Source organism: Bacillus coreaensis (assembly GCF_050586445.1).
Classification (GTDB): Bacteria; Bacillota; Bacilli; order Bacillales; family Cytobacillaceae; genus Robertmurraya_A; species Robertmurraya_A coreaensis.
Genome location: NZ_JBOCCY010000005.1, coordinates 276,237 through 299,230, shown reverse-complemented (window position 1 = coordinate 299,230; position 22,994 = coordinate 276,237). Strand labels below are relative to the sequence as shown.

Annotated in this window: 27 protein-coding genes; 2 read left to right on the top strand and 25 right to left on the bottom strand. The window is 38.1% G+C overall.

Annotated features, from left to right (window positions below):
* Positions 1–114 precede the first annotated feature (114 nt).
* From recN to spoIIIAA, 20 genes are all read right to left on the bottom strand, one after another.
* Positions 115–1,803: a DNA repair protein RecN gene (gene recN, locus ACQ5H4_RS10780; protein ID WP_430774917.1), complete on the bottom strand. Its 1,689-nt coding sequence runs from the start codon at positions 1,801–1,803 to the stop codon at positions 115–117.
* Positions 1,804–1,819: 16 nt separating this feature from the next.
* A complete protein-coding gene (ahrC, locus tag ACQ5H4_RS10775) occupies positions 1,820–2,269 on the bottom strand; it encodes a transcriptional regulator AhrC/ArgR (RefSeq protein ID WP_119709076.1) in 450 nt (149 codons plus the stop codon).
* Positions 2,270–2,412: 143 nt separating this feature from the next.
* Positions 2,413–3,255, bottom strand: coding sequence for a TlyA family RNA methyltransferase (locus ACQ5H4_RS10770; protein WP_430774916.1), 843 nt, complete (start codon positions 3,253–3,255; stop codon positions 2,413–2,415).
* Positions 3,252–5,156, bottom strand: coding sequence for a 1-deoxy-D-xylulose-5-phosphate synthase (gene dxs, locus ACQ5H4_RS10765; protein ID WP_430774953.1), 1,905 nt, complete (start codon positions 5,154–5,156; stop codon positions 3,252–3,254). The genes ACQ5H4_RS10770 and dxs overlap by 4 nt, the downstream gene beginning before the upstream one ends.
* 135 nt (positions 5,157–5,291) lie before the next feature.
* The gene (locus ACQ5H4_RS10760) at positions 5,292–6,185 is read right to left on the bottom strand and encodes a polyprenyl synthetase family protein (protein WP_430774915.1); all 894 of its coding nucleotides are present in this window, start codon (positions 6,183–6,185) and stop codon (positions 5,292–5,294) included.
* 2 nt (positions 6,186–6,187) lie between these two features.
* Entirely contained in the window at positions 6,188–6,421 is a 234-nt protein-coding gene (locus tag ACQ5H4_RS10755; RefSeq protein ID WP_119709078.1) for an exodeoxyribonuclease VII small subunit, read from the bottom strand.
* Positions 6,414–7,772, bottom strand: a complete 1,359-nt coding sequence (gene xseA, locus ACQ5H4_RS10750; RefSeq protein WP_430774914.1) for an exodeoxyribonuclease VII large subunit — start codon at positions 7,770–7,772, stop codon at positions 6,414–6,416. Before xseA ends, ACQ5H4_RS10755 begins: the two co-directional genes overlap by 8 nt.
* Before the next feature lie 141 nt (positions 7,773–7,913).
* A complete protein-coding gene (gene folD / locus ACQ5H4_RS10745) occupies positions 7,914–8,768 on the bottom strand; it encodes a bifunctional methylenetetrahydrofolate dehydrogenase/methenyltetrahydrofolate cyclohydrolase FolD (RefSeq protein ID WP_430774913.1) in 855 nt (284 codons plus the stop codon).
* A 29-nt stretch (positions 8,769–8,797) separates the two neighbouring features.
* Positions 8,798–9,196: a transcription antitermination factor NusB gene (gene nusB, locus ACQ5H4_RS10740; RefSeq protein ID WP_430774912.1), complete on the bottom strand. Its 399-nt coding sequence runs from the start codon at positions 9,194–9,196 to the stop codon at positions 8,798–8,800.
* A 140-nt stretch (positions 9,197–9,336) separates the two neighbouring features.
* Positions 9,337–9,744: an Asp23/Gls24 family envelope stress response protein gene (locus tag ACQ5H4_RS10735; protein ID WP_119709082.1), complete on the bottom strand. Its 408-nt coding sequence runs from the start codon at positions 9,742–9,744 to the stop codon at positions 9,337–9,339.
* A 17-nt stretch (positions 9,745–9,761) separates the two neighbouring features.
* Positions 9,762–11,120 (bottom strand): acetyl-CoA carboxylase biotin carboxylase subunit, encoded by a 1,359-nt coding sequence (gene accC, locus ACQ5H4_RS10730; protein ID WP_430774911.1) that lies wholly within the window; start codon positions 11,118–11,120, stop codon positions 9,762–9,764.
* A gap of 13 nt (positions 11,121–11,133) precedes the next feature.
* Entirely contained in the window at positions 11,134–11,643 is a 510-nt protein-coding gene (gene accB / locus ACQ5H4_RS10725) for an acetyl-CoA carboxylase biotin carboxyl carrier protein (RefSeq protein WP_430774910.1), read from the bottom strand.
* A 238-nt stretch (positions 11,644–11,881) separates the two neighbouring features.
* Positions 11,882–12,427, bottom strand: coding sequence for a SpoIIIAH-like family protein (locus ACQ5H4_RS10720; RefSeq protein WP_430774909.1), 546 nt, complete (start codon positions 12,425–12,427; stop codon positions 11,882–11,884).
* Positions 12,428–12,442: 15 nt separating this feature from the next.
* Positions 12,443–13,123, bottom strand: a complete 681-nt coding sequence (gene spoIIIAG, locus ACQ5H4_RS10715; protein WP_430774908.1) for a stage III sporulation protein AG — start codon at positions 13,121–13,123, stop codon at positions 12,443–12,445.
* Positions 13,124–13,738: a stage III sporulation protein AF gene (gene spoIIIAF / locus ACQ5H4_RS10710; protein ID WP_430774907.1), complete on the bottom strand. Its 615-nt coding sequence runs from the start codon at positions 13,736–13,738 to the stop codon at positions 13,124–13,126.
* A gap of 10 nt (positions 13,739–13,748) precedes the next feature.
* Entirely contained in the window at positions 13,749–14,957 is a 1,209-nt protein-coding gene (gene spoIIIAE, locus ACQ5H4_RS10705) for a stage III sporulation protein AE (protein WP_430774906.1), read from the bottom strand.
* Positions 14,958–14,993: 36 nt separating this feature from the next.
* A complete protein-coding gene (gene spoIIIAD, locus ACQ5H4_RS10700; RefSeq protein ID WP_119709093.1) occupies positions 14,994–15,389 on the bottom strand; it encodes a stage III sporulation protein AD in 396 nt (131 codons plus the stop codon).
* A gap of 8 nt (positions 15,390–15,397) precedes the next feature.
* A complete protein-coding gene (gene spoIIIAC, locus ACQ5H4_RS10695; protein WP_077213937.1) occupies positions 15,398–15,604 on the bottom strand; it encodes a stage III sporulation protein AC in 207 nt (68 codons plus the stop codon).
* A 32-nt stretch (positions 15,605–15,636) separates the two neighbouring features.
* Positions 15,637–16,152 (bottom strand): stage III sporulation protein SpoIIIAB, encoded by a 516-nt coding sequence (gene spoIIIAB, locus ACQ5H4_RS10690; protein ID WP_119709094.1) that lies wholly within the window; start codon positions 16,150–16,152, stop codon positions 15,637–15,639.
* Entirely contained in the window at positions 16,153–17,070 is a 918-nt protein-coding gene (gene spoIIIAA, locus ACQ5H4_RS10685) for a stage III sporulation protein AA (protein WP_430774905.1), read from the bottom strand.
* A 156-nt stretch (positions 17,071–17,226) separates the two neighbouring features.
* Here spoIIIAA and ACQ5H4_RS10680 point away from each other — a divergent pair, with 156 nt between their 5' ends.
* The gene (locus ACQ5H4_RS10680) at positions 17,227–17,904 is read left to right on the top strand and encodes an SIMPL domain-containing protein (RefSeq protein WP_430774904.1); all 678 of its coding nucleotides are present in this window, start codon (positions 17,227–17,229) and stop codon (positions 17,902–17,904) included.
* Positions 17,905–17,958: 54 nt separating this feature from the next.
* Here the strand turns inward: ACQ5H4_RS10680 and efp are convergent, their stop codons facing one another.
* The 3 genes from efp to ACQ5H4_RS10665 form a co-directional block, all read right to left on the bottom strand.
* Positions 17,959–18,516 carry an elongation factor P gene (gene efp, locus ACQ5H4_RS10675; RefSeq protein WP_430774903.1) on the bottom strand — a complete coding sequence of 186 codons (558 nt, stop codon included), beginning with the start codon at positions 18,514–18,516 and terminating at the stop codon, positions 17,959–17,961.
* 24 nt (positions 18,517–18,540) lie between these two features.
* Positions 18,541–19,602 carry a M24 family metallopeptidase gene (locus tag ACQ5H4_RS10670; RefSeq protein WP_430774902.1) on the bottom strand — a complete coding sequence of 354 codons (1,062 nt, stop codon included), beginning with the start codon at positions 19,600–19,602 and terminating at the stop codon, positions 18,541–18,543.
* Between the two features lie 86 nt (positions 19,603–19,688).
* Entirely contained in the window at positions 19,689–20,213 is a 525-nt protein-coding gene (locus ACQ5H4_RS10665) for a YqhR family membrane protein (protein ID WP_430774901.1), read from the bottom strand.
* A gap of 364 nt (positions 20,214–20,577) precedes the next feature.
* Between ACQ5H4_RS10665 and ACQ5H4_RS10660 the strand changes: the two genes are divergently transcribed.
* Positions 20,578–20,949, top strand: a complete 372-nt coding sequence (locus ACQ5H4_RS10660; protein WP_430774900.1) for an SA1362 family protein — start codon at positions 20,578–20,580, stop codon at positions 20,947–20,949.
* Positions 20,950–20,966: 17 nt separating this feature from the next.
* Here the strand turns inward: ACQ5H4_RS10660 and ACQ5H4_RS10655 are convergent, their stop codons facing one another.
* Together ACQ5H4_RS10655 and splB are read right to left on the bottom strand one after the other, a co-directional pair.
* Positions 20,967–21,851 carry a patatin-like phospholipase family protein gene (locus ACQ5H4_RS10655; protein ID WP_430774899.1) on the bottom strand — a complete coding sequence of 295 codons (885 nt, stop codon included), beginning with the start codon at positions 21,849–21,851 and terminating at the stop codon, positions 20,967–20,969.
* Positions 21,852–21,959: 108 nt separating this feature from the next.
* Positions 21,960–22,985 carry a spore photoproduct lyase gene (splB, locus tag ACQ5H4_RS10650; protein ID WP_430774898.1) on the bottom strand — a complete coding sequence of 342 codons (1,026 nt, stop codon included), beginning with the start codon at positions 22,983–22,985 and terminating at the stop codon, positions 21,960–21,962.
* Positions 22,986–22,994 lie beyond the last annotated feature (9 nt).

The window sequence follows — 22,994 nt, the reverse complement described above, 5'->3', positions numbered from 1 at the left end:
TCTAGTCCACACACACTTTTTTCTTCTTTATGGCTACATCTTTAATTTTGCCTGCTTGAGTCGCATTTATAACCTTTTCCGTTATAAAAAAAGCTACCCGTTATGGATAGCTTTTCAAGTTACCTTCATTTCCTTTGCTAAATAGAGTAATTCTTTCGCATGCTCACGGGTCAAATCGGTAATTTCTACTCCAGATATCATTCGACCGATTTCTTTTACCTTATCTGGCTCTGATAATGATTGGACTGAAGTTTTCGTTCTTCCTTTTTGAGTAACCTTTGAAATATAAAGATGGGTATCAGCCATAGCTGCCACTTGAGGCAAATGGGAAATACATAGTACCTGAGATGAAACAGCTACTTTATAAATCTTTTCTGCAATGGCTTGCGCTACACGTCCTGACACTCCTGTATCCACTTCGTCAAAAATAATGGAAGTAACACCTTGATGTTTAGAGAAGATACTTTTTAAAGCTAACATCATTCTCGATAACTCTCCACCAGATGCTACCTTGGATAAAGGCTTTAATGGTTCACCTGGATTTGTTGAGATAAAGAATTCGATGTGATCACATCCTGTATGTGTGAACACATCATAATCCGAGTGAAAACGCACTTCAAATACTGTTTTATCCATATACAGTTCTTTTAATTCACGGTGAATTGATTTTGTTAGCTTCTCCGCAAACTGAAACCTTGTGGAGGTCAACTCTTTTGCTTCGAGCACTAAATCTTTCTTTATCGCCGCAAGTTCTTTGCTTAATGCATTGATATGCGTCTCTTTATTTTGTAGTGTTTCTATCTCTTCTTCTATTTTAGCTGAGTATTCTATGATCTCTTCAATCGTTTTTCCATATTTTCTCTTTAACTGATTTATTTCGTTTAGTCTGCTCTCAATATCGTGCAAACGTTCTGGATTAAACTCAAGACTGTCCATTTTACTTCTTAGCTCTCTAGCGACGTCCTCTAAGGCGTAGTAACTAGTCGAAACCGTATCAGCTAACCCTTGATATTGTTGATCCACACTTGAAACATCTTCTAAATGACTCATCAAAAGGCCAATCCAATCCAATCCCCTTTGGTCTCCTTGAAGCACAGAATAGCTATTAGAAAGGCCCTCATAAACCTTTTCAAAATTAGACAATCGTTTTTTTTCTTCAAGTAATTGGTCATCTTCATTAATCACTAACTGCGCTTTTTGAATTTCATCAAATTGAAATTGAATCAGATCCAGCCGATGAGCCATTTTCTGTTCATTTTCACTCAAACTTTTTAACCTTTTGGAGGTCTGCTCATAGCTTCGATATAATTTCGAATACTCTTCTAGTTGCCTTGATATCACTTTTGCACCGAATTGGTCTAGGAGCCTTTGATGCTTAGCTTCCTCCATTAATTCTTGATGCTCATGTTGTCCATGAATATCAATTAATGTCGACCCTATTTCACGTAAGGTAGATATCGTGACCAGTTTGCCGTTTATGCGACAAACACTTTTACCCGATTGCGATATATCTCTTCTTAATATAAGCATTCCCTCTTCAATCTCTATTCCAAACTCTTCAGCTTTTTGGTAGCTCGGATGCGTCAAACTCTCTAATTGGAAAAGCCCTTCAATTTCAGCTTTTTCTTCTCCATGTCGAACAAATTCTGACGAACCTCTTCCCCCGACAAGAAGATGAACAGCATCAATTATAATCGATTTACCTGCTCCTGTTTCACCTGTCAAAACTGTCAATCCCTTTGTAAATGACACAGTTAGGTTTTCAATAATTGCAAAATTTTTAATCGACAACTCGGTTAACAACTGGTTTCACCTCTATTTAGAGCATTTCAAGGAATCGATTGGAAATCGTAATCGTTTCTTCTTCTTTTCTACAAATAATGAGAATCGTATCATCTCCACAAATCGTTCCTAAAATCTCTTCCCAATCTAAGTTATCAATCAGTGCACCAATGGCCATGGCATTACCTGGTAATGTTTTCATAACAAGTAAGTGACCTGCACTATCAATTCGAACGAAGGCATCCATTAAATTTCTCTTTAATTTTTGAAGAGGATTAAAACGTTGATCCGCAGGAAGACTATATTTGTATCTCCCATCCATAAGCGGCACTTTTACCAAGTGTAATTCTTTAATATCTCTCGAAATGGTTGCTTGTGTTACGTTAAATCCAGCAAACTTTAGTTCATCAACTAATTCATCTTGTGTCTCAATATCATTGCTAGTAATGATTTCTCTAATTTTAATATGACGTTGGCCTTTATTCATGTACTCACCCCTAATTGCTTTCAAAAACTCTGTAATATTTTGTTATATTTTTTCAACTTTTGTAGTATATATGTATAAATATACATCCTTTTGCTTATCCCGTCAAAGTATACCTACAATAAAAAGAAGAACAAGCATGACGCTTATTCTTCTACATTCCCCTTTGATTTTAATACTTCATGAGCTTCTGAAACAATTTGGCTCGGCTTCTTAGAAAGATGGTTGTTCCCTTGCTCCTTTTCACCTTCCCAGCCTAAATGAAGTAAAAACTCAATATTGCCATCCCCACCAGTGATTGGTGAGAACGATAGATTTTTGACATCATAACCAAGAGATAAAGAAAGGTTGATGATTTTATTTATGACCGCTTCATGAACCTTTGGATCCCTTACGATTCCCTTTTTCCCTACCTCTTCTCTACCAGCCTCAAATTGTGGTTTGACCAATGCGATAATATCGCTGTTTTGGACTAGGAGGGTTTTTAACACAGGGAGAATAAGCTTTAATGATATAAATGAAACATCTATTGAAGCAAAATTCGGCATCTCTCCAGTCAGATCAGCAGGTGTCACATAACGAAAGTTTGTCCGTTCCATGACGATCACTCGATCATCTTGCCTCAACTTCCATGCTAACTGATTATATCCTACATCTAAGGCATAAGATTGTTTAGCCCCATTCTGTAAGGCACAGTCTGTAAATCCACCGGTGGAGGCACCAATATCTAACAAAACCTTGCCTTCAACATGTACATCAAATTCCTTCAAGGCTTTTTCTAACTTTAAGCCACCCCTACTTACATAAGGCATGACATTTCCTTTAATCATTAGTGGCAGATCGCTACTTATTTTTTCACCAGGTTTATCCAATCGGTTTTCGTTGCTATATACGAGACCTGCCATAACCGCTCGTTTTGCTTTTTCTCTTGTTTCTATTAACCCGCGTTCAACTAGCAGGACGTCAATTCGTTCTTTTTTACTTTTCATAGTAATGAACCCTTTTTTCCTTTAATCTTTGTAAGTTCGATTACCTTTCGAATCGTTGAATCCACAGTCAAATCGATTTCTTTCAATAACTCATCAACACTTCCATGCTCAATAAATTGATCTGGAATTCCCATGCGATCAACCACTGCATCAAAATAACGATTTTCAGATGCAAACTCTAAAACAGAACTTCCAAATCCACCTTGAAGAACGGCTTCTTCAATTGTTAGCACAGGCTGTTTCCGTTCAAACAGCTCTGTGAGCATCTGATGGTCTAACGGTTTAATAAATCGTGCATTGACGACCTTCACACGAATCCCCTGCTGTTCAAGATGATTGGCTGCCTCTAACGCCATTGGAATCGTTGTCCCAAAAGTTAAAATAGCCACATCTTCGCCTTCTTTTAATACTTCCCAAGTACCAATTGGAATCGTTTTAAGCTCTTCATCCAATGGAACTCCCACTCCATTTCCTCGAGGGAATCTCATGGCAATCGGTCCATCATCATACTTTAAGGCTGTATTGACCATATGTTGCCCTTCGTTTTCATCTTTCGGCATCATCAGCACCATGTTTGGCACATGTCTCATAAAGGCAATATCAAATACTCCTTGATGAGTTTCTCCATCAGCACCTACAAGTCCTGCACGATCAATACCAATAAAAACATTTAAATTTTGACGGCAAATATCATGAACTACTTGGTCATAAGCCCGTTGCAGGAAGGTTGAATAAATCGCTAAAAACGGCTTCATCTTTTGGGTTGCGAGTCCTGCAGCTACGGTTGCAGCATGCTGTTCAGCAATTCCCACATCAAACATACGATCAGGGAATTCACTTGCAAATCCCTCAAGCTTGGAACCAACAGGCATTGCAGGGGTGATTGCAACGATTCTCTCATCTTCTCGTGCTAGTTTTCGAACCGTTTCACTAACCAGTTTACTCCATGCTGGTGGAGGAGTTTCAGCCGGTTTTGGAAAAGCTCCTGTTTCAATTTTATACGGTCCCGTTCCGTGCCAAGTACCCACTACATCACTTTCTGCAGGATGATATCCCTTTCCTTTTTTAGTGATCACGTGTAAAAGAACCGGTCCTTCTGTCTTTTTTGCGTATGCTAAGTTTTCAAATAGTTCATCATAATTATGACCATCTACTGGTCCTAAATACGTAAAGCCCATCTCTTCAAAAAACATACCTGAAACCAACAAATACTTCAGGCTATCTTTTATCCGCTCAGCGGTTGTCGCTAATTTCCCTCCAACAGCGGGAATTTTCTTTAACAGATACTCTAGTTCATCTTTCGCCCAGTGATATTTCCCAGCCGTTCGTAATCGGCCTAAGATACTGTGAAGAGCACCTACATTAGGGGCAATGCTCATCTCATTGTCATTTAAGACAACGATGAGGTTCTTCTTTTCATGACCTATGTGATTTAATGCCTCTAGTGCCATTCCACCAGTTAAGGCACCATCACCAATTACAGGGACAACAAAAGATTTCTCCTTTTTTAAATCCCTTGCGATCGCCATACCCATAGCAGCGGATAAAGAGGTAGAACTATGCCCTGTTTCCCAAACATCATGTTCACTTTCAATCATCTTTGGAAATCCACATAAGCCTTTATATTGTCTTAATGTGTCAAACTCACTTGCTCTACCAGTTAAAATTTTATGGACATATGATTGGTGACCAACATCCCATAAAATTTTATCTTTTGGGCTTGTAAAACAAGTATGAAGAGCAATCGTCAGCTCTACTACTCCTAAATTCGGTCCAATATGGCCACCTGTAACTGATAATTTTTCTATTAAAAATTTTCTGATGTCTTCACTTAATTCTTGTAGTTGTTGTTGAGAAAGCCCTTTTAAGAAGGAAGGGTCTTTAATTGATAACAGATCCACTAGTAGGACCACTCACTTTCATCTCTTAATTGTTGCCGATCTTTTTCTTAGTTGTTTCATGTGTTTCGTTAGCTATATACATTAAGAGTACCGTATTATAGTCATTTTTCCAAATGTTTTCCGTTTACACTCTTATTAATGATTTCGGTTAGCTACTAAATCCGTGATTTCTTTAAGAATCTCCGTTTCAAGTTCCAAGCTATTTAGGGCATCCTTTGCAAGCGTAATATGCTCTAATAGTGATTGCCTTGCTCCCTCCATCGTCAGCAACGATGGATATGTGCTCTTATTGTTTTGTTCGTCACTGCCCACTTTCTTCCCGATGATTTCTTCATCACCTTCAAGGTCTAGAATATCATCCCTAATTTGAAAGGCTAAACCTAAATGGTGAGCAAAGGTAGCAAACTTTTCTAATTGTTGAGTATTTGCTCCGGCAATCATCGCTCCAGCAACCACACTATAAGCAAGTAACTTCCCTGTCTTATGGATGTGAATGTATTCAAGTTCTTCAAGACTTAAGTCTTTCCCTTCCCCATCCATATCGGCTACTTGTCCACCTACCATTCCTTCGGCACCTGATGCTTTTGCTAAGTCAGAAATAAGTTGGATTTTTACTTCAGCCGGAATATTCTGGGAAGATGCACTCGAAATTACTTGGAAGCTGTACGTTAAAAGGGCGTCACCAGCAAGAATAGCATATGCTTCTCCAAACACCTTATGATTCGTAGGCTTTCCTCTTCGTAAGTCATCGTTATCCATACTTGGAAGATCATCATGAATTAAAGAATACGTATGGATCATTTCTATTGCTGCAGCTGCTTCTAAACCTAATTCTCCCTTCTTCCCAAACGCTTCTAAGGTGGCGAATAATAATAATGGACGAATACGTTTGCCACCTGCCTCTAACGAATAGAGCATCGCTTCCTTAATTAGTGAAGGTGCAGTTAATTTACTAACAGATTCATTTAAATACGCTTCCACTAGCTCTTTATACTTTTTAGAAAAGGAGGTAAATCCCACTTTCTTCACTACTATTCCTCCTCTTGAATAGAGAAGGTTTCCTTCTTCCCATTCTCGGTAAGAATTTCTGTTAGCTGCTCCTCTACATTGCGAAGCTTATCGTGACAAAGCTTCGAGAGCTCCATACCTTTTTTATAAATAGAAATGGCCTCTTCTAGAGGTACATCACCTTCTTCTAGTTGTTCAACGATATCTTCAAGCTGCTGCATTGCTTCTTCAAAGCTTATTTTCGTTTCTTTACTCATTTGTTTGATCCTTCCCCTCGATCTCTAACACTTCACAAGTGATAGAACCATCTACAAGTTTTATTTTAATATTATCATTTAGTTGGATTTGGTCCGTACTTTTTACTAAGTGATTTTCTTTATCATAGACGAGGCTATATCCTCGATCCATAATTTTTAAAGGGCTTAATGCATCCAATGCCATATTCACTCTTTGATGTTCTTTTTTCTTTGCTAAAAGAAGGTTTGCAAAGGCACGGTTTAATGCCTTTTCGGTCTTTGTTTGCTGCTGAACAGCTGTTTGAAGAAGTGTATTCAAATTATGTCTTTCAAGTCTTCGTTTGGTACGAATATACTCTTCATTTCTATTTAAAAATAAAGCTTGTGCTGCTCTCTGTAATAATTCTGTCGACTTATCAACCTGCTCTAACTTTTGTTCATACAATCTTTGTGGGTACTTAAAGGCGTATGATTTACTCAAGCGATCATATCGCTGTGCTTGTACATTTATCTTTTCTTTAATTTTTCGAATAATCCTTGTTTGTCTTGTTAACACTCTTTCAATTAATTCATCAATATGTGGGACAGCGAGCTCTGCTGCACCCGTAGGAGTCGGTGCTCGAAGATCAGCTACATAATCCGCAATGGTTGTGTCTGTTTCATGACCAACAGCAGATATAATCGGTATTCTGGATGAAAAAATGGCCCTTGCCACTATTTCCTCATTAAACGACCATAGTTCCTCAATTGAACCCCCACCGCGTCCAACAATCAATACATCAATCTCATGTAATTGATTTGCTTGTTCAATTGCCTTTACAATAGATGCAGCTCCTTGTTCTCCTTGAACAAGGGCAGGAATGACCATTATATTAGCAATCGGATATCTTCTTTTAAGGGTCGTTAGAATATCTCGTATCGCTGCTCCCGTAGGGGAGGTAATTACTCCAACGGTGTGGGGGTATTTTGGCAGTGGTTTTTTATGTTCCTTTGAAAATAACCCTTGTTTTAATAGTTTTTCCTTTAGCTGTTCAAAAGCTAAATAAAGATCGCCAATTCCATCGGGCTGCATCTCTTTTATGTACATTTGATACTGACCACTTTGTTCGTATACGGTGATATCACCTTTCACTAACACTTCCATTCCATTTTCTGGTCTAAATTTAATGGATTTATTGAAGCTTGAGAACATGACGGCAAGGATTCTTGCTTTTTCGTCTTTTAATGTAAAGTACATATGTCCACTGGAGTGCTGTTTAAAGTTTGAAATTTCCCCTTTTACGTACATATCCTGTAAATGTGGATCAGCGTCAAATTTTCTTTTTATATATTTGGTTAAGGCAGTTATTGTTACATATTGCTTTTCTTCCATTTAGTACTCCTTTTTCAGCAAAGGTATGGATCACGCAAAAAAACAGTCCTATCTAATTATAAGGATAAATCACTTTTCAGTCACGTCATGATGGTTTGGAAAAGGGATTACCTATAAAAAAGGGCTGTTTTTTGTGAAAATCTATCCTTGAATAGCTTTTCGCGCGGCTTTGACTGTGTTATACATGAGCATAGTAATGGTCATGGGACCGACTCCACCTGGTACTGGGGTAACGTAGGAGGCCTTGTCTTTTACTTGATGGTAAGCAACATCACCACAGAGCTTCCCTTCTTCGTTTCTGTTGATTCCAACATCAATGACTACAGCCTCTTGTTTTACAAAGTCGGCAGTTATAAAATTAGCTCTCCCTACAGCAGCAATTAAAATATCTGCTTGATTCGTGAATGATGCTAAGTCACGAGTCTTTGAATGGCAGTAAGTAACCGTAGCATCGCGGTTTAATAGCATTTGCCCTAGGGGTTTTCCGACGATATTGCTTCGTCCCACAATCACCACATGCTTTCCAGATAGAGAAATAGCATTATCTTCGAGCATCTCAATCACACCTGAGGGGGTGCATGGCATCAATGCATCTTGTCCTATAACCATCTTTCCCACATTAATCGGATGAAAACCATCAACGTCTTTCATCGGTGTAATTGCATTAATGATTTCGTCTTCATCCAAATGTTCTGGAAGTGGAAGTTGTACTAATATCCCATGTATCTCTTTACTCTCATTAAGCTCATATATTTTAGTTAGCAATATGTCTTGAGTAACAGTTGAGTCAAAGGTAATAAGCTCCGAATATATTCCAAGCTCCTTACATGCTTTCTGTTTGTTAGTCACATATGTACGTGATGCATCATCATTCCCAACTAAAATGACCGCTAAGCCTGGTACAACTCCCGCTTTTTTAAGGTTCTGAACGTCTGCCTGGATTTCTCTTCTCTTTTTTCTACTTAATTCTTTCCCATCAATTGTATGAGCTGTCACAACGATTCCCCCTTTTCAGCAAAACGGAATTACTGCTTTTCTGTTTGTTGCTTTATTTTAGAGAGAACTCCGTTTACGAATCGACTAGCATGCTCATCTCCGAAAACTTTCGCAATCTCAATCGCTTCATCAATAACAACGTTTGCAGGTACTTCTTCTTTCAAGTATACAAGTTCGTAAACAGCCAGTCTTAACAGGTTCCGATCCACTGGCGCAATTCGCTCGATTGTCCATTTTTCTAAATGCTCTTTAATCATTTCATCTATCTGACTTTTGTGTTCGACAACCCCACCAACTAAATCAGAGAGGTAGTTATCTCCACGCTCTTCTTCTAATACATGAAGAATCGCTTCCTCTGGATTTGCTTCACTCATGTCAATTTGAAACAATGCTTGTAACGCCTTTTCTCTTGCCGTTCTTCTTTTCATCTATCCTAAACTCCTTTATTAGTTGAGATACCCTAATCATCAATATGATCATAGCATAATAACTCATCATACATGAAATACTCGAAAGAAAAAAGAGCCAAAGACATTTTTGTTGTCCTTGACTCTTTAGAGTGAATAAATTACAGCTCTTGTTCTTGTTCAACCTCTTGCTTCGTACTTTCAAATTGAATACCAACGATATGCACGTTTACTTCCTTAGCATCAAGTGCAGTCATATTCAAAAGCGCTTGTCGAATATTATCTTGAACCTTTTGAGCAACAGTTGGAATGGAAACACCAAACTTCATTAAGCAATACACATCCACTTTAATTCCGTCTTCTCCAAGCTCCACCTTAACACCCTTGCCATGGTTTTTCTTACCTAATCGCTCAACGACACCTAATGCAAAGTTTCCTCTCATTTGAGAAACTCCTTCTACTTCAGAAGCAGCAATTCCAGCGATTACTTCAATGACTTCAGGTGCAATCTCTACTTTCCCAAGACCAGAGTTTCCTGGATTCATTTCCAAGATGTTATTTTCGCTCATACAAAGCACCTCCAACTTTATTTTCCTGTTTCCATTAAATCATACATTTCAAGAAATTTCGTGTTAAAGTCTCCTTCAACAAACTTTTCATGATTCAAGAGTTTTAAGTGGAATGGAATGGTTGTATGAATTCCTTCTATGACAAATTCACTTAACGCTCTTTTCATGCGTGCGATTGCTTCTTCTCTAGTACTTCCGTAAGTAATCAGCTTCGCAATCATGCTGTCATAGTATGGAGGAATCGTATAACCAGGATATGCAGCTGAATCCACACGAACTCCTAAACCTCCTGGAGGAAGATACATTTCTATTTTACCAGGTGAAGGCATGAATTTCTTCATTGGATTTTCTGCGTTAATTCTGCATTCAATCGCCCACCCATTAAACATAACTTCTTCTTGGGTTAAACTAAGCTTGTCACCAGATGCCACTTTAATTTGTTCCTTAATAAGGTCTACACCAGTTACCATCTCTGTGACAGGATGTTCTACTTGGATACGAGTATTCATTTCCATAAAGTAAAACTTACGGTTTTGATAATCATAAATAAATTCTACTGTACCTGCACCAGAATAATCAACCGCTAGTGCTGCCTTAACGGCCGCTGTTCCCATTTCATGTCTTACTTCTCCGTCTAAGGCTGGAGAAGGCGTTTCCTCAAGAAGCTTTTGAAGTCTTCTTTGGATGGAGCAGTCTCTTTCCCCTAAATGGATGGCATGACCATGATTATCTGCAAGTACTTGTATCTCAACATGTCGGAACTCTTCAATAAACTTTTCGATATATACCCCAGGGTTACCAAAAGCAGTTAATGCTTCTTGTTGAGTAATGTTAATCCCTTTGATTAGCTCAGTCTCCGTTCGGGCCACACGAATCCCTTTTCCGCCCCCACCAGCAGTCGCTTTTATTATAACAGGGTACCCAATTTTATTTGCCAATTCAATGGCTTCTTCATCGTCCTTAATGATTCCTTGGGATCCAGGGACAATGGGAACTCCTGCTTGTTTCATCGTTTCACGAGCAACGTCCTTTGTTCCCATCTTAGAGATAGCTTCAGGAGATGGTCCAACAAATGTGATATTCACATCTCTACAAAGATCAGCAAAGTCAGCATTTTCAGCTAAGAAACCATAACCAGGATGAATTGCGTCACAGCTAGTTAGCTTAGCTACACTAATGATATTAGTAAAATTCAAGTAGCTGTCCTTTGATGCCGTTGGCCCAATGCAATATGCTTCGTCTGCAAGCTGAACATGTAAAGATTCACGGTCCGCTTCAGAATATACAGCAACAGATTCAATCCCAAGCTCACGACAAGCTCGAATAATCCGAACGGCGATTTCTCCTCGATTCGCAATTAATAACTTTTTTATCATAGCAGACAGCTCCTTACTCTGGCTTAACTAAAAATAACGGTTGACCATACTCCACTAACTGTCCGTCTTTTACAAGTATTTCAACAATTTCTCCGTTAACTTCAGCTTCAATTTCATTAAATAACTTCATTGCTTCTACGATACAAACCACTGAATCGCTTGAAACCTTTGAGCCAACCTTAACATACACATCAGCATCAGGTGAAGGTGATTGATAGAAAGTCCCAACCATCGGTGAAGTGATTTTATGTAAGTTTGAAGTATCAGCAGCAGGTGTTTGTGCTGTTTGTGCTTGAGGTGCGATTTGCTCCTCTTGCTTTACCTCTACAGCAGCCACTGGTGCTGGTGTTCTTTCAGCAACGACTACAGGTGCTGGGGTAACTTGTTCCTTTACAGTAACTGTTCCCACAGCCACATTCTTTTTCATTTTAATTTTTGCACCTTCGTATTCATAAACAAATTCATCTAGACTTGATTGATCTACAAGTTTTATTAATTCTCTAATTTCTTGAACCTTTAACATCATACTCACCTCTAATTTACTTTTTAGCACTAGATACTAATATCATACGATAAGACCTCATAGAAGTTCAACCTTTATTCCTTTATATACATATTCGACAAAAGACCACGTTTTCATTTTTGAAATATAAGATTTTTTAAAATTTTACATACATATTTCCCTCCTGTGACTAAAGTTTGTAATAAATTAGGCTTATTTGAATAAAAAACGGAAAGCGCTCAGGCTTTCCGTTTTTCTATTATTTACTTATTTGAAATTGTACCACTGGCTTCAGCCCGCTTAATTCAGAGCGTACTAACTTTAAGATTTCATTTGCAGCTGCTGGTGAGTGGCTTTTTGCTTTTACAGTAACGCGAACTTCATCATCGCTTACTCTTACTAAAGCATCTTCATAGTCCATCGCTACAATCATTGTTTCAAGATACGCTTCTTTTTGAGTCACATCATTTAATTCTTTAATTTTGTCAAGAGCTGCATTAATGTCTTCAGTTGGTAGATCCGTTGAAGCAACTGTCGTTTCTAGCTCTTCTTTCAACTTACTTCTCTCTTCATCTAGCTCTAAGCGTAGTGCTTCAAACATTTCATCGCTAGCAGTACTAGAAATGACAGTTTCCCCAGATTCTGATTTATTTTCTCCACTTACTGTTGAGTCTTCCTCTGCTTCTTTTTCTACCGTAGCCATATTATTCATTTGCTGTTCTGGAGAAGTAATGTAATATACCGATAATACAACAACTAAGCTAAGCATTGTTAATAACCAAACCGTTTGTTTTTTCAATAACATCTATAAATCCCCCTTTTATTTTTTAGGCATAACAGATACTCTGTGAACCGGTACATCTAATAGTTTGGTAACGGATTCAAGTATCCATTTTTTCACTTGTATATTATCAGCTCCCTTTGCAATTACGATGACGCCACGAATAGCTGGCTTCTTCGTTTCTATTACAATAGGAACCTCTTTTTCCCCATCTCGGATAATCACTAACTGTTCATCCTTTGATTGGTCTTCGACTGTTCTTTGCCCACCCTCACGGTCAACCTCTTCCGTTTTCTGGGACTGAACAACCACATTTTTTTCTAGAATTTTTTTCTCAGTCGCGTCGACATTTACTGCTACAATGACTTCTCCAACGCCGACAATTCCCTCAAGTGTTTCCTTTAATTGATTTTCATAATGATCTTCATAGGCGGCAATGATTTCATTCCCATCTATTTTTTTCTGTCCAAATGTTTCAACGTCTTCGCTTGATTCATCGGCATTTGCTCCCGTTTCCACAGCTGAAGAACTTGAATTTGGATTTATTAGCAAATTGCTTGCTAACATAATGGCGGCTCCAATTAATAAGACGATCAAGAAGTATTGATATTTACTAGATTTTTTTTCAGGAGGGCTATCTTTACTAAATAGTTTTTTTAGGAATGTAATTGGCCCTTTATCTTTGTTAGGTTCTTTATCTTTTTCTGTATCATTTTCCACTTATTTGTTCCCCCCTTCTATGAAGATTTCAACAGCGTCTTTGTTTACATCCCATTTTTCAGAGAGAAGTGAAGACATTTCCTCGTTTTGTTCACTTACCGACTTAGATGGTAGAGGTGAGTTCGTATCAATATCAACCATTTGTACGACTTCTACTACATCCTCCGTTGTTGATTCTCGTAATGTAACAGATATCTCTTGAAGATTGTCTGGGAAGGTCGCGCTGCTCGTTTCATCCACTGATAAATCGATACTAGCAATCTCTAAACCGTACTGTTCCATCAACTCCTCTTCAACGTCCTTTTTTAATTGGACAGCCACTTCTTCTAAAGCATATGCATCAAAAGAGGCTTGTATTTCTTTTTTCTTCAATTCTATTGAATTTTCTATATTTTTTTCTGAAATGGAGTCTACTTCGGTTATAGAGGAGAGACTCGCCTCGAAATCACTAGATAATATTTTCAGAACGGGTGAAAGAATAATTGCTATTAGCAATAATCCAGTAACCATCCTGGTGTATTTTTGCATATTCGAATTTGGAAGCAGCATATCAACAACTGTTGCCAGCAAGACGAAAAGGATAATATTTGTGATCCAATCTTTTAGAAAATCCATTCCAACCCTCCTAACGGACCATCATCGTAAGGTTTCCTGCTGCAATGACAACGGTTAAACTTAAAAAAAACATCATAGATACGATAGCTAAAGCAGCAAACACGAAAACAATACTTTTACTAATGATTTCTAAACAAGCGATAACAGGTCCTCCTCCTAGAGGCTGTAAAACGGCAGCTGCAAACTTATAAATAAAGGCAATCATTAATATCTTTATCGCTGGAAAAGCGACAATTAATAGCAAAATGGCTACCCCTGCAATTCCAACGGTATTTTTCAGTAAAAGAGAAGCACTAATCACCGTGTCAGTGGCATCTGTAAACATTCGTCCAATAACTGGGATAAAATTACCGGTAATGAATTTCGCTGTTCGAATCGTAATACCATCTGTCACAGCAGCTGAAGCTCCTTGGACACTTAGAACACCAAGGAAAACGGTCAGGAAGATCCCGAGTAATCCAATGCTCCAATTTCTTAACAGATTGCCCAATTGAGTCACTTTGTGATGCTCTGATAAAATACTCACAATGCTAAGTACAGCTCCTAAAAACAAAAGTGGTAAAACCACATATTGTATAAACATTCCACTGCTATTCATGAGGAATAAAATCACTGGATGGAAAAAGGCTGCAGATACAAGCCCCCCCGACGAGGCAATTAATGCAAGAAGTAGCGGTATAAGCGCTAAGATGAAGGAAATCATAGTTGTTATCGTATCATTTGTATACTGGATGGCTACATGAAAACTATTTAGCGCGATAATAATTAACACCATAAATACAATCGCATACGCTACTTTACTAACTGTGCTCTTTTCAAATGAGTTTTGCAGTGTTTGCAAAAACATGGAGAACACGGTAAGTAAAATAAGGGTCCCAAGAAGTTTTCCATTCACAACAAATTCGTGAAAAATAAATTTAATTATTCCATTCGTCCACTCTTTTAAGGAAAATTGCTTGTCCCCTTTGATAAAATCGTATAGGCTTCCCTTTTGACTTTCCGGGAGAAACCCTCCGTATTCTGTCGTAATCTTTTCCCAGAACACTTTCATTTCATCGATATCTAAAGCCTCAAGCTGTTCCTCCATCATTTGTTCAGGATTTAGGACTGACTGTGAAGAAGATTGAGTTTCGTCGTTTGTCTCCGCTTTACTTATTGGGACTAACAAAAAAAGGATGAGAAATAAGAGAGAGATTGTTTTGAAGATTAGTTGCTTCAACTTTTTCACCTTCTTTTATTCAGTTCAGTGGCTCAACTAATTTGGGATTAATGCAATAATTGTTTCTATCAACACAGTCAAAATGGGTATCGCCATGGCAAGTATTAGTATTTTCCCAGCCATCTCGATTTTCGAGGCAATTGCAGCTTGTCCCGCATCCTTTGTAATTTGAGAAGCAAACTCCGCGATATAAGCGATTCCGATAATTTTCAGAATGGTTTCTACGTAAATGATATTTACATTTGCATTTATCGCTATTTTTTCAAGCATATGGATAATCGCGTAGATTTGGTCGATTAAATAGAGAAAGATGGAACATCCAACAAATACGATTAGCAAAAAGGCGAAATTTGGTTTTTGCTCCTTTACTACAAGAGCTAAAAAGGTAGCAATAAGTGCAAACCCAACTATTTGTAAAATTTCAATCGTCAAACCCTCCTTTACCCTTGGAATAGGAACACTGATTTGATTTTTTGAAATAATTCATCCACAATAGAAGCAACCATAAATAATATATAAATAAAGCCAAATAAAGTGACCCACTGAGCGTACTCTTTCTTTCCGACTTGATCGAGAATTGTGTGTAAAAACGCAACTACAATACCTACTCCAGCTATTTTAAAAATAATATCCACTTCTAAACCCATTTGCTTATCCTCCTAAGACCACATTCGATTTTTTACATCAATAGAATAACTAGAAGTAACCCTGATAGAAATCCTAAGCTTTTCATCATTTTTTCATATCTCGATTGCTTGTCATACGCATCCGCTTCTTCACGCTCTAGGTGGGTTAACGCCAAACGAATTTGTTTTTGTTGCGAGAAACGATCATGTCTCCCAAGCGTCTCACCAAATTGCTTCATAATCTCATATTCTCCTTGTTTTAACGCTGTGAGCTTCCAAACCTCTTGAAGACTTTCCTCCCACGCATCTTTTACCGTAGTTTCAGAGTTGGTTAGTTTCTTCGAAAAGGATTCAAAAAACCAAGAAAGAGGCTTGGAAAGCTGTGAAGCTAATCTTCTAGCTGCTTCATGAAGAGGGGTATGACCATACATGATCTCAGCCTCAAGTGATTGTAACGCTGACTTTAATTGTCTTAGCTGGCGAGGCCTTTCTGTTAAGTGCCTAGAGGCTTCAAAGCCCGTCCACGTAGTAGCAATGATAATAAAAACGGCTCCGATTAACTTTATCATTTATGTCACACTCACTTTTCTGACCATTTCCCTACCATGTTGATCCTTCACAGAAAGTACAGTGCCTGGCCCTTCTAATCGGCTTAATTCGATAAATCTTTGGAATATTCCACTATTGATAATCGGTGTTAATGTGGGTCTTTTTACAATATCTGCGTACGAATGGCCATGTGTCGTCGTTAAAAGCGAGATCCCTGCATGAACTGCTTCTAAAATAGCCTCGCCATCTTCTTCCCTACCAATTTCATCTACAACTAACACATCAGGGCTCATAGAGCGAATCATCATCATCATTCCTTCAGCTTTTGGACAAGAATCTAATACATCTACTCTCGGTCCGAATGTCAGCTGAGGAACACCATTTATACTTCCAGCAATCTCAGATCGCTCATCAACAATTCCTACCTTGGCTGCTGGGATCGTTTTTGTACCTGTTGAAATCACTCTCGCTAAATCTCTTATTAACGTTGTCTTTCCTGTCTGTGGCGGACCAATGATCATGGTATGCAACCAGTCTCCTTCATATAGAAATGGGAGGAGACTATGGCTAATCCCGATTTTCTCTCTTGCTATACGGAAGTTAAAAGATGAAACATCAGTAATTGCTTTCACCTTGCCCGCCTCCAAAATTACTTTCCCAGCAAGGCCCACCCGATGGCCGCCTGCCACCGTAACATATCCTCTTTTTAATTCTTCTTCTAATGTATAGATAGAAAAATGACTGATCTTATTCAGCAGTTGTATCGCATCTTCTGCTTTTACCGTATAAGATAAAAAGATTGGTTTTCCCCCACAGGTAATTTCCAAGGGGCGACCAATTCTGATTCGAATTTCTTCCATATCATTTAATTGAAAGGGTGACAGTTGATTCATTTGATTGGCAATTGCTTTAGGTAACATACCAATAACGTCTTCCATAACATTTCCTCCTGTCCTCAGAACCTTTCTCATTAATTCATTTGTATGCCTGCTTGGCCACATTATGACTCCTGAATTCTATAAATAAGAGTAGAATCTTATTCCTTAGACTGCATACATTTTACAAAGAGAATTACTGAAAAAGGAGGGGATGATATGTATCAAGATTACACCCGTGTATGGAACCATTATCCTTCTAGAGCAACAAATACAAATGAAATTAGGGTGATAGGGGAAGGAACAGTTGATATACAACCTGACCAGGCGGATGTTATTATTGGGATCATTACGGAGAATAAGGAACTCGTGCCCGCACAGCGAGAAAATGCACAAGTGAGTTCTGCTGTTGTGGATGCTTTACTTGCACTCCAAATTCCGAGAGACAAAATTAAAACATCTGATTTTTCCATTTTCCCTCAATACGACTTTGTTGATGGCGTGCAAACGTTTAGAAATTATAAAGTAGAGCATCGTTTAACAGTTACTTTATCCAATATGGAGCAAATTGGCATGGTCGTTGATAAAGCAATAGAAAGTGGAGCAAACAGTATACAAGCGATTAATTTTTCAGCAAAGAATGTCTTAAATCAAGAACAACAAGCACTCACTCTTGCCGTTAATGATGCGACACAGAAGGCTGCAGCGATTGCACAAGCCTTACGTGTTCAACTCAATCATCCACCTATACACATTATTGAAGGTGGCAGTGCTGTAACAATCCCTGAACCACTTTATGCTACGATGCCTATGGTAAAAGGAGTAAGTACAACGATAGAACCGGGTCTACTCCAAGTTAAAGCAACCCTTACGGCCGTCTTCCAATTTACTACGTAACAAAAAAAGACACTCACTCGAGTGTCTTTTTCATTCATTATAATAAGTACATTATTAAGCTCTTGAAACGTATGAAGCTTCTGTTGTGTTGATGATTAAACGATCACCTTGGTTAATAAAGAAAGGCACTTGAACAGAAAGACCCGTTTCTAAAATAGCAGGTTTTGTTCCACCTGATGCTGTGTCACCTTTGATTCCTGGCTCTGTTTCAGTAACTTCAAGCTCAACAGTATTAGGAAGTTCAACTCCTAGTGTTTCACCTTGATACATCATGATATGAACTTCCATGTTTTCTTTCAAAAACTTTAGTTCATATTCAATTGCTGTTGCAGGAAGCTCGATTTGATCATATGACTCTACGTCCATGAAAACATGTTGCTCTCCGTTTGCGTATAAATACTGCATTTTACGGTTGTCAATTTGCGCTTTCGCTACCTTTTCTCCCGCACGAAATGTCTTTTCTTGAACTGCTCCTGTACGAAGGTTACGAAGCTTTGAACGAACAAATGCCGCACCTTTACCAGGCTTAACGTGTTGGAAATCCATTACGCGCCATAAGCCGCCATCTACTTCAATTGTTAAACCTGTACGAAAATCGTTTACTGAAATCATTAATAAATCCTCCTAATAAGTGCATTAAAGAATAATAAGTTCTTTTGTAGAGTAAGTGAGGGATTCATTTCCATCCTTCGTAATAATCGTATCATCTTCAATACGAACACCGCCAAGCCCTGGAATATAAATACCAGGTTCAACAGTTACAATCATTCCTTCTTGAAGAACAAGATTTGATCTTACTGATAGTGCAGGACCTTCATGCACTTCTAGACCAATACCATGTCCCGTCGAATGACCGAAATATTCACCATACCCATGTGAAGAAATATGATTTCTTGTCAACGCGTCGGCTTCTTTTCCCGTCATTCCTGGTTTGATTCCTTCCATCCCAAGTAATTGTGCTTGTAATACAATATTGTAAATTTCCTTTAGCTTATCATCAGGTTCTCCAACTGATACAGTTCTTGTAATGTCGGATACATAGCCTTTATAATATGCCCCAAAGTCAAGTGTTACAAAATCACCTGCTTCAATCACTTTTTCACTAGCCACTCCATGAGGAAGTGCAGATCGAATTCCTGAAGCAACAATTATATCAAAAGATGATGAAGTTGCACCTCTTTTTCTCATAAAGAACTCAAGCTCATTCGAAACCTCTAACTCTGTTATCCCTGGACGAATAAAGCCTAAAATATGTGTAAACGCAGCATCTGCAATCTTTGCTGCTTCCTTTAATATCTTAATCTCTGCGTCAGTCTTTATCAAGCGCAACTTTTCAATAACGCCTGATAATGGTACTAGTTCTGTTTGGACTGCTTCTTTATAGGATTGATAAGAAGAATATGTAACATGTTCTTGTTCAAAGCCAAGTCTAGTGATTCCAAGCTCTTTAACTTGTGCTGCTACTTCCTCAGGTATGGTACCGTTATGCTTTACGATTTCGAAACCTACACATTGCTTTTCTGCTTGTTCGACGTAACGAAAATCAGTAATAAATTGTGCACGATCTTTACTAATGAGGACAACTCCCGCTGACCCAGTGAAATTAGACATATAGCGACGATTAAAACTACTTGTTATAACGATTCCATCAATATTTAACTTTTCTATCTCAGCTCTTAATTTATTTAATTTTTCCATCATTCTCTCCCTTTCGTATGTTTATTCTGTGTAACGAAAAAAGAATGCTCAATAAGAACATTCTAACACATCCTTTTTTCGTTACACTAGTCTGGAGAGAACTGAGGTTCATGGTTTGCCTTTTTTATTTTCTTCATTTCATGTTCTTCATAGGAAATCGAATAACCGATAAACGTCCCATATAAAACATAAAAACAAGCTGTAGTAATTAATGTATTTAACTCCAACTTTCTAAATGGAGGAATTCCAGGGAAGATTGGGTTAAGTACGAACAATACCAATGCAAGTAACGCAAGTCCAAAGCCCATGCTAATAAATATACTCCTAAAACGTCTGAGCGCTATGTAATACATAATGGCAACCCCGATTGAAATAACTCCGAGAAGAATAATCGAAATGACAGTACCAAGCCATTGTTTCTTCCATGCGCCGATCGCCCATGGTTCTAAGATAACCCTTGGATGAATCTCAGTGAAGTTAAAATACCATGCAATAAATGCAAGACCACTCCATAGTATTCCTCCTACAAACCCCGTAATAATGACCATAGCCATAAATGATAATGGTTTTTCGTGCTGTTCTTGCTCATATTTCCCCTTATTTTCTGCCATTAAAACCACCTCCATTTGTATTATGTCCCACGGCATTTCTTTCCTTACTTATAAATAAAAATAATTTGATTTCTGTCAATTTAAGTCTACATGATAGAGGTTTTTTTCCTTTTCTAGTAGAATAAATATAAGATAAGATTTTATTAAACAAATGTAAAAATGGAGTTCCAATATCGTGGAAAGTTGCATAAATTAATTAATACCTTTAAAACGTTTTATACAATAACAACCTCACCATTAAAATGTGCAAGCCCAATCTCCTCATCTTTGTTAACGAAGAATGGGTGGAAATTGTGTAATTGTCAGAGCAGCTAGTTTAAAAGCGGAAAAAAATGCTAATCATGCTTTTAGGGAGGTGGCTTTCATGAAAAATCGAACTTCGCTTATTTTTATCGTTTGTTTAGTTACTTTAGCTGCCATTGGTGTAGTTTCTAGACTTATGGTCAATCCGAGTGAATTTTTTAAAAGTATTTTTGTGTTTGCAATTGTCGGAGTCATTCTGTACTTTTTGGTTCGACATTTTTATAAGGGAAGTCCCGACAAAAAAGAACAGCATGCGTTCCGTAAAGCTGCTAAGCGTTCAAAAAAGAAGTATGTACAAAAAGAGCGGAAACCTTCAGCCAAAAGTGGCTCCATTACTTCGTTAAAAAAGCATGCGAATAAATCCAAATCAGCCACACATTTAACGGTCATTGAAGGGCGAAAAGGTAAAAAGAAAAACCGAGCATCTTTTTAGACGCTCGGTTTCTCTTTTTAATAACTCCACTTTGAAAAGAATTGGGAAGCTCTTTCCTTCCCTAAATCGAAAAGGATTTGCTTTTTTTCCTCAGTCAATTCGAACTCCGTTGTTAATACCCCTTCAGTAGGGATAAAGATGATATTTTTTTCATGCTTTCTTGAGATATATCTCGAGTCATGAGCATCCTTCATTGTCTCAAACAGAGCCTCGTATAGCTTAATTGCGTTGGTTATTTGTTTAATCGGTCGATCTTGAATACTATGAGAAAGTTTGATTCCTAATACGGGTCGAACCTTTTTTACATTCTCACTATCAAATAGCCACATGGGAAAATTGCTAAGAACCCCACCATCAACAACTGTACTTGTCGTATGGTCATGCTTTATTTTAACTGGTTCAAAAAAATACGGTAAGCTACAGCTCATTCGGATTGCTTTCGCAACTGAAAATGAATTTGGATTAATTCCATAGTACGGCAAATCATCTGGGAGGATAATTAATCGGCCATTTGATAAGTCCGAAGCGACAACTCTTAAAGCTTGTGGTTCAAGGTCTGCAAATGTTCGAACACCTTTTTGTGCAAGCTTTTCAGCAAGCCATTCTTCAAGTTTCTGTCCCTTGTAAATCCCAAGTCTCCAATAAAGAAGAATCCATTTAGCCACACGAAAGGGTAGATACGAAGGCCGAGTATCTAAAAACGTTTTTAAATCCAATTCATTTATAAGCTCATAAACCTCTTTGCTTGTATAGCCTGCAGCAATTAACGACGCAATAATGGAGCCTGCACTCGTTCCTGCCACTCTTTTAAATCGAAAGCCTCTATTTTCAATTGCTTCATAGGCACCAACTAAGGCAATTCCCTTAATGCCTCCCCCAGAAAAAACGCCGTCAATATACATGAAAGTCACTCCTTAGATGCACGTATATGATACATCTTTAAGCAGTAACTTCATGAAATAGTACCGCGGACAATCTTAATCATTTTATTTTTTTATCGTATGGGCCTTTTACGTAAAGTAGCTAACCTCTGCATTGGGAAAATACTCTTTTACATACCCTCGAATCGTTTGCTCCATTTCTGCTGCTTCATCGGTTTGATACACGTACTTTCCAATTCCGTAACGCCCCCATTTGTATTTTCTTTTTTCTTCATCCATTTCGAGCTTTGTTTTCGGGTAGCGCTTTTCAATTACCTTTTTGGCTGGCTTCGTAAAACGATGTTGAATTAATTCAAAGGTTAAGTTAGGCAACTCAATTCCTTGTAATGAGTCACTTAGTCGTTCAAATAACTCTCGATACCCTTCCTTCCAGTCCTCATGAAGATAAATAGGGGCAACAATAAACCCAAGTGGATAACCCGCATCAGCTACTTTCTTAGCGGCTTCAAGTCGTTCATCAAATGTTGATGTTCCCGGTTCGAAATTTTTAATTACATACCGTGAATTCACACTAAAGCGAAATCGTGTTTTCCCATTATGTTTCGCATCAAGCAGATGGTCGACATGATGATACTTCGTTACAAAACGAAGCTGACCATACTCTGTTTGACCGATAAACTCAATCGTTTTCTTTAGGGAATGAGTTAAATGATCTAAGCCAACAATGTCTGATGTACAAGCGGCTTCGAATCGAGTGATCTCTGGAGCTCGTTCATCCATATATTTTTGAGCCTGATTAAAAATATCCTCGAGATTTACGTATGTTCGAATATACGGCTTACTTCCTAATGTAGTTTGTAAATAACAGTAATGACAATGCCCCATGCATCCTGTTGCTAAAGGAATGGCGTATTCGGCTGACGGCTTAGATGTATCAAACTTTAATGTTCTTCTTACACCAACAACTAAGGTGGACTTTGCATTCCGGTATTGCTGAAGCTCATTGTCTCCAGGAATTCCACGTATTTGATTATGTGATGTTGTTTCTCTTATTTCAAGGCCCATGTCTTCAAACTTTCGTTTCAATTCTTTACCGAGTTTATACTCCAGTGCACCTGGTTCTATATAAACAAGCTGTGGAACGAATGGCTTCATATTTTTCCC

Excerpts from the sequence above, each read along its gene's own strand:
- ahrC (WP_119709076.1), bottom strand. The coding sequence starts at position 2,269 with ATGAATAAAGGCCAACGTCATATTAAAATTAGAGAAATCATTACTAGC.
- ACQ5H4_RS10770 (WP_430774916.1), bottom strand. The coding sequence starts at position 3,255 with ATGAAAAGTAAAAAAGAACGAATTGACGTCCTGCTAGTTGAACGCGGG.
- ACQ5H4_RS10755 (WP_119709078.1), bottom strand. The coding sequence starts at position 6,421 with ATGAGTAAAGAAACGAAAATAAGCTTTGAAGAAGCAATGCAGCAGCTT.
- xseA (WP_430774914.1), bottom strand. The coding sequence starts at position 7,772 with ATGGAAGAAAAGCAATATGTAACAATAACTGCCTTAACCAAATATATA.
- nusB (WP_430774912.1), bottom strand. The coding sequence starts at position 9,196 with ATGAAAAGAAGAACGGCAAGAGAAAAGGCGTTACAAGCATTGTTTCAA.
- ACQ5H4_RS10735 (WP_119709082.1), bottom strand. The coding sequence starts at position 9,744 with ATGAGCGAAAATAACATCTTGGAAATGAATCCAGGAAACTCTGGTCTT.
- accC (WP_430774911.1), bottom strand. The coding sequence starts at position 11,120 with ATGATAAAAAAGTTATTAATTGCGAATCGAGGAGAAATCGCCGTTCGG.
- accB (WP_430774910.1), bottom strand. The coding sequence starts at position 11,643 with ATGTTAAAGGTTCAAGAAATTAGAGAATTAATAAAACTTGTAGATCAA.
- ACQ5H4_RS10720 (WP_430774909.1), bottom strand. The coding sequence starts at position 12,427 with ATGTTATTGAAAAAACAAACGGTTTGGTTATTAACAATGCTTAGCTTA.
- spoIIIAF (WP_430774907.1), bottom strand. The coding sequence starts at position 13,738 with ATGGATTTTCTAAAAGATTGGATCACAAATATTATCCTTTTCGTCTTG.
- spoIIIAC (WP_077213937.1), bottom strand. The coding sequence starts at position 15,604 with ATGGGTTTAGAAGTGGATATTATTTTTAAAATAGCTGGAGTAGGTATT.
- spoIIIAB (WP_119709094.1), bottom strand. The coding sequence starts at position 16,152 with ATGATAAAGTTAATCGGAGCCGTTTTTATTATCATTGCTACTACGTGG.
- spoIIIAA (WP_430774905.1), bottom strand. The coding sequence starts at position 17,070 with ATGGAAGACGTTATTGGTATGTTACCTAAAGCAATTGCCAATCAAATG.
- ACQ5H4_RS10680 (WP_430774904.1), top strand. The coding sequence starts at position 17,227 with ATGTATCAAGATTACACCCGTGTATGGAACCATTATCCTTCTAGAGCA.
- efp (WP_430774903.1), bottom strand. The coding sequence starts at position 18,516 with ATGATTTCAGTAAACGATTTTCGTACAGGTTTAACAATTGAAGTAGAT.
- ACQ5H4_RS10670 (WP_430774902.1), bottom strand. The coding sequence starts at position 19,602 with ATGGAAAAATTAAATAAATTAAGAGCTGAGATAGAAAAGTTAAATATT.
- ACQ5H4_RS10665 (WP_430774901.1), bottom strand. The coding sequence starts at position 20,213 with ATGGCAGAAAATAAGGGGAAATATGAGCAAGAACAGCACGAAAAACCA.
- ACQ5H4_RS10660 (WP_430774900.1), top strand. The coding sequence starts at position 20,578 with ATGAAAAATCGAACTTCGCTTATTTTTATCGTTTGTTTAGTTACTTTA.
- ACQ5H4_RS10655 (WP_430774899.1), bottom strand. The coding sequence starts at position 21,851 with ATGTATATTGACGGCGTTTTTTCTGGGGGAGGCATTAAGGGAATTGCC.
- splB (WP_430774898.1), bottom strand. The coding sequence starts at position 22,985 with ATGAAGCCATTCGTTCCACAGCTTGTTTATATAGAACCAGGTGCACTG.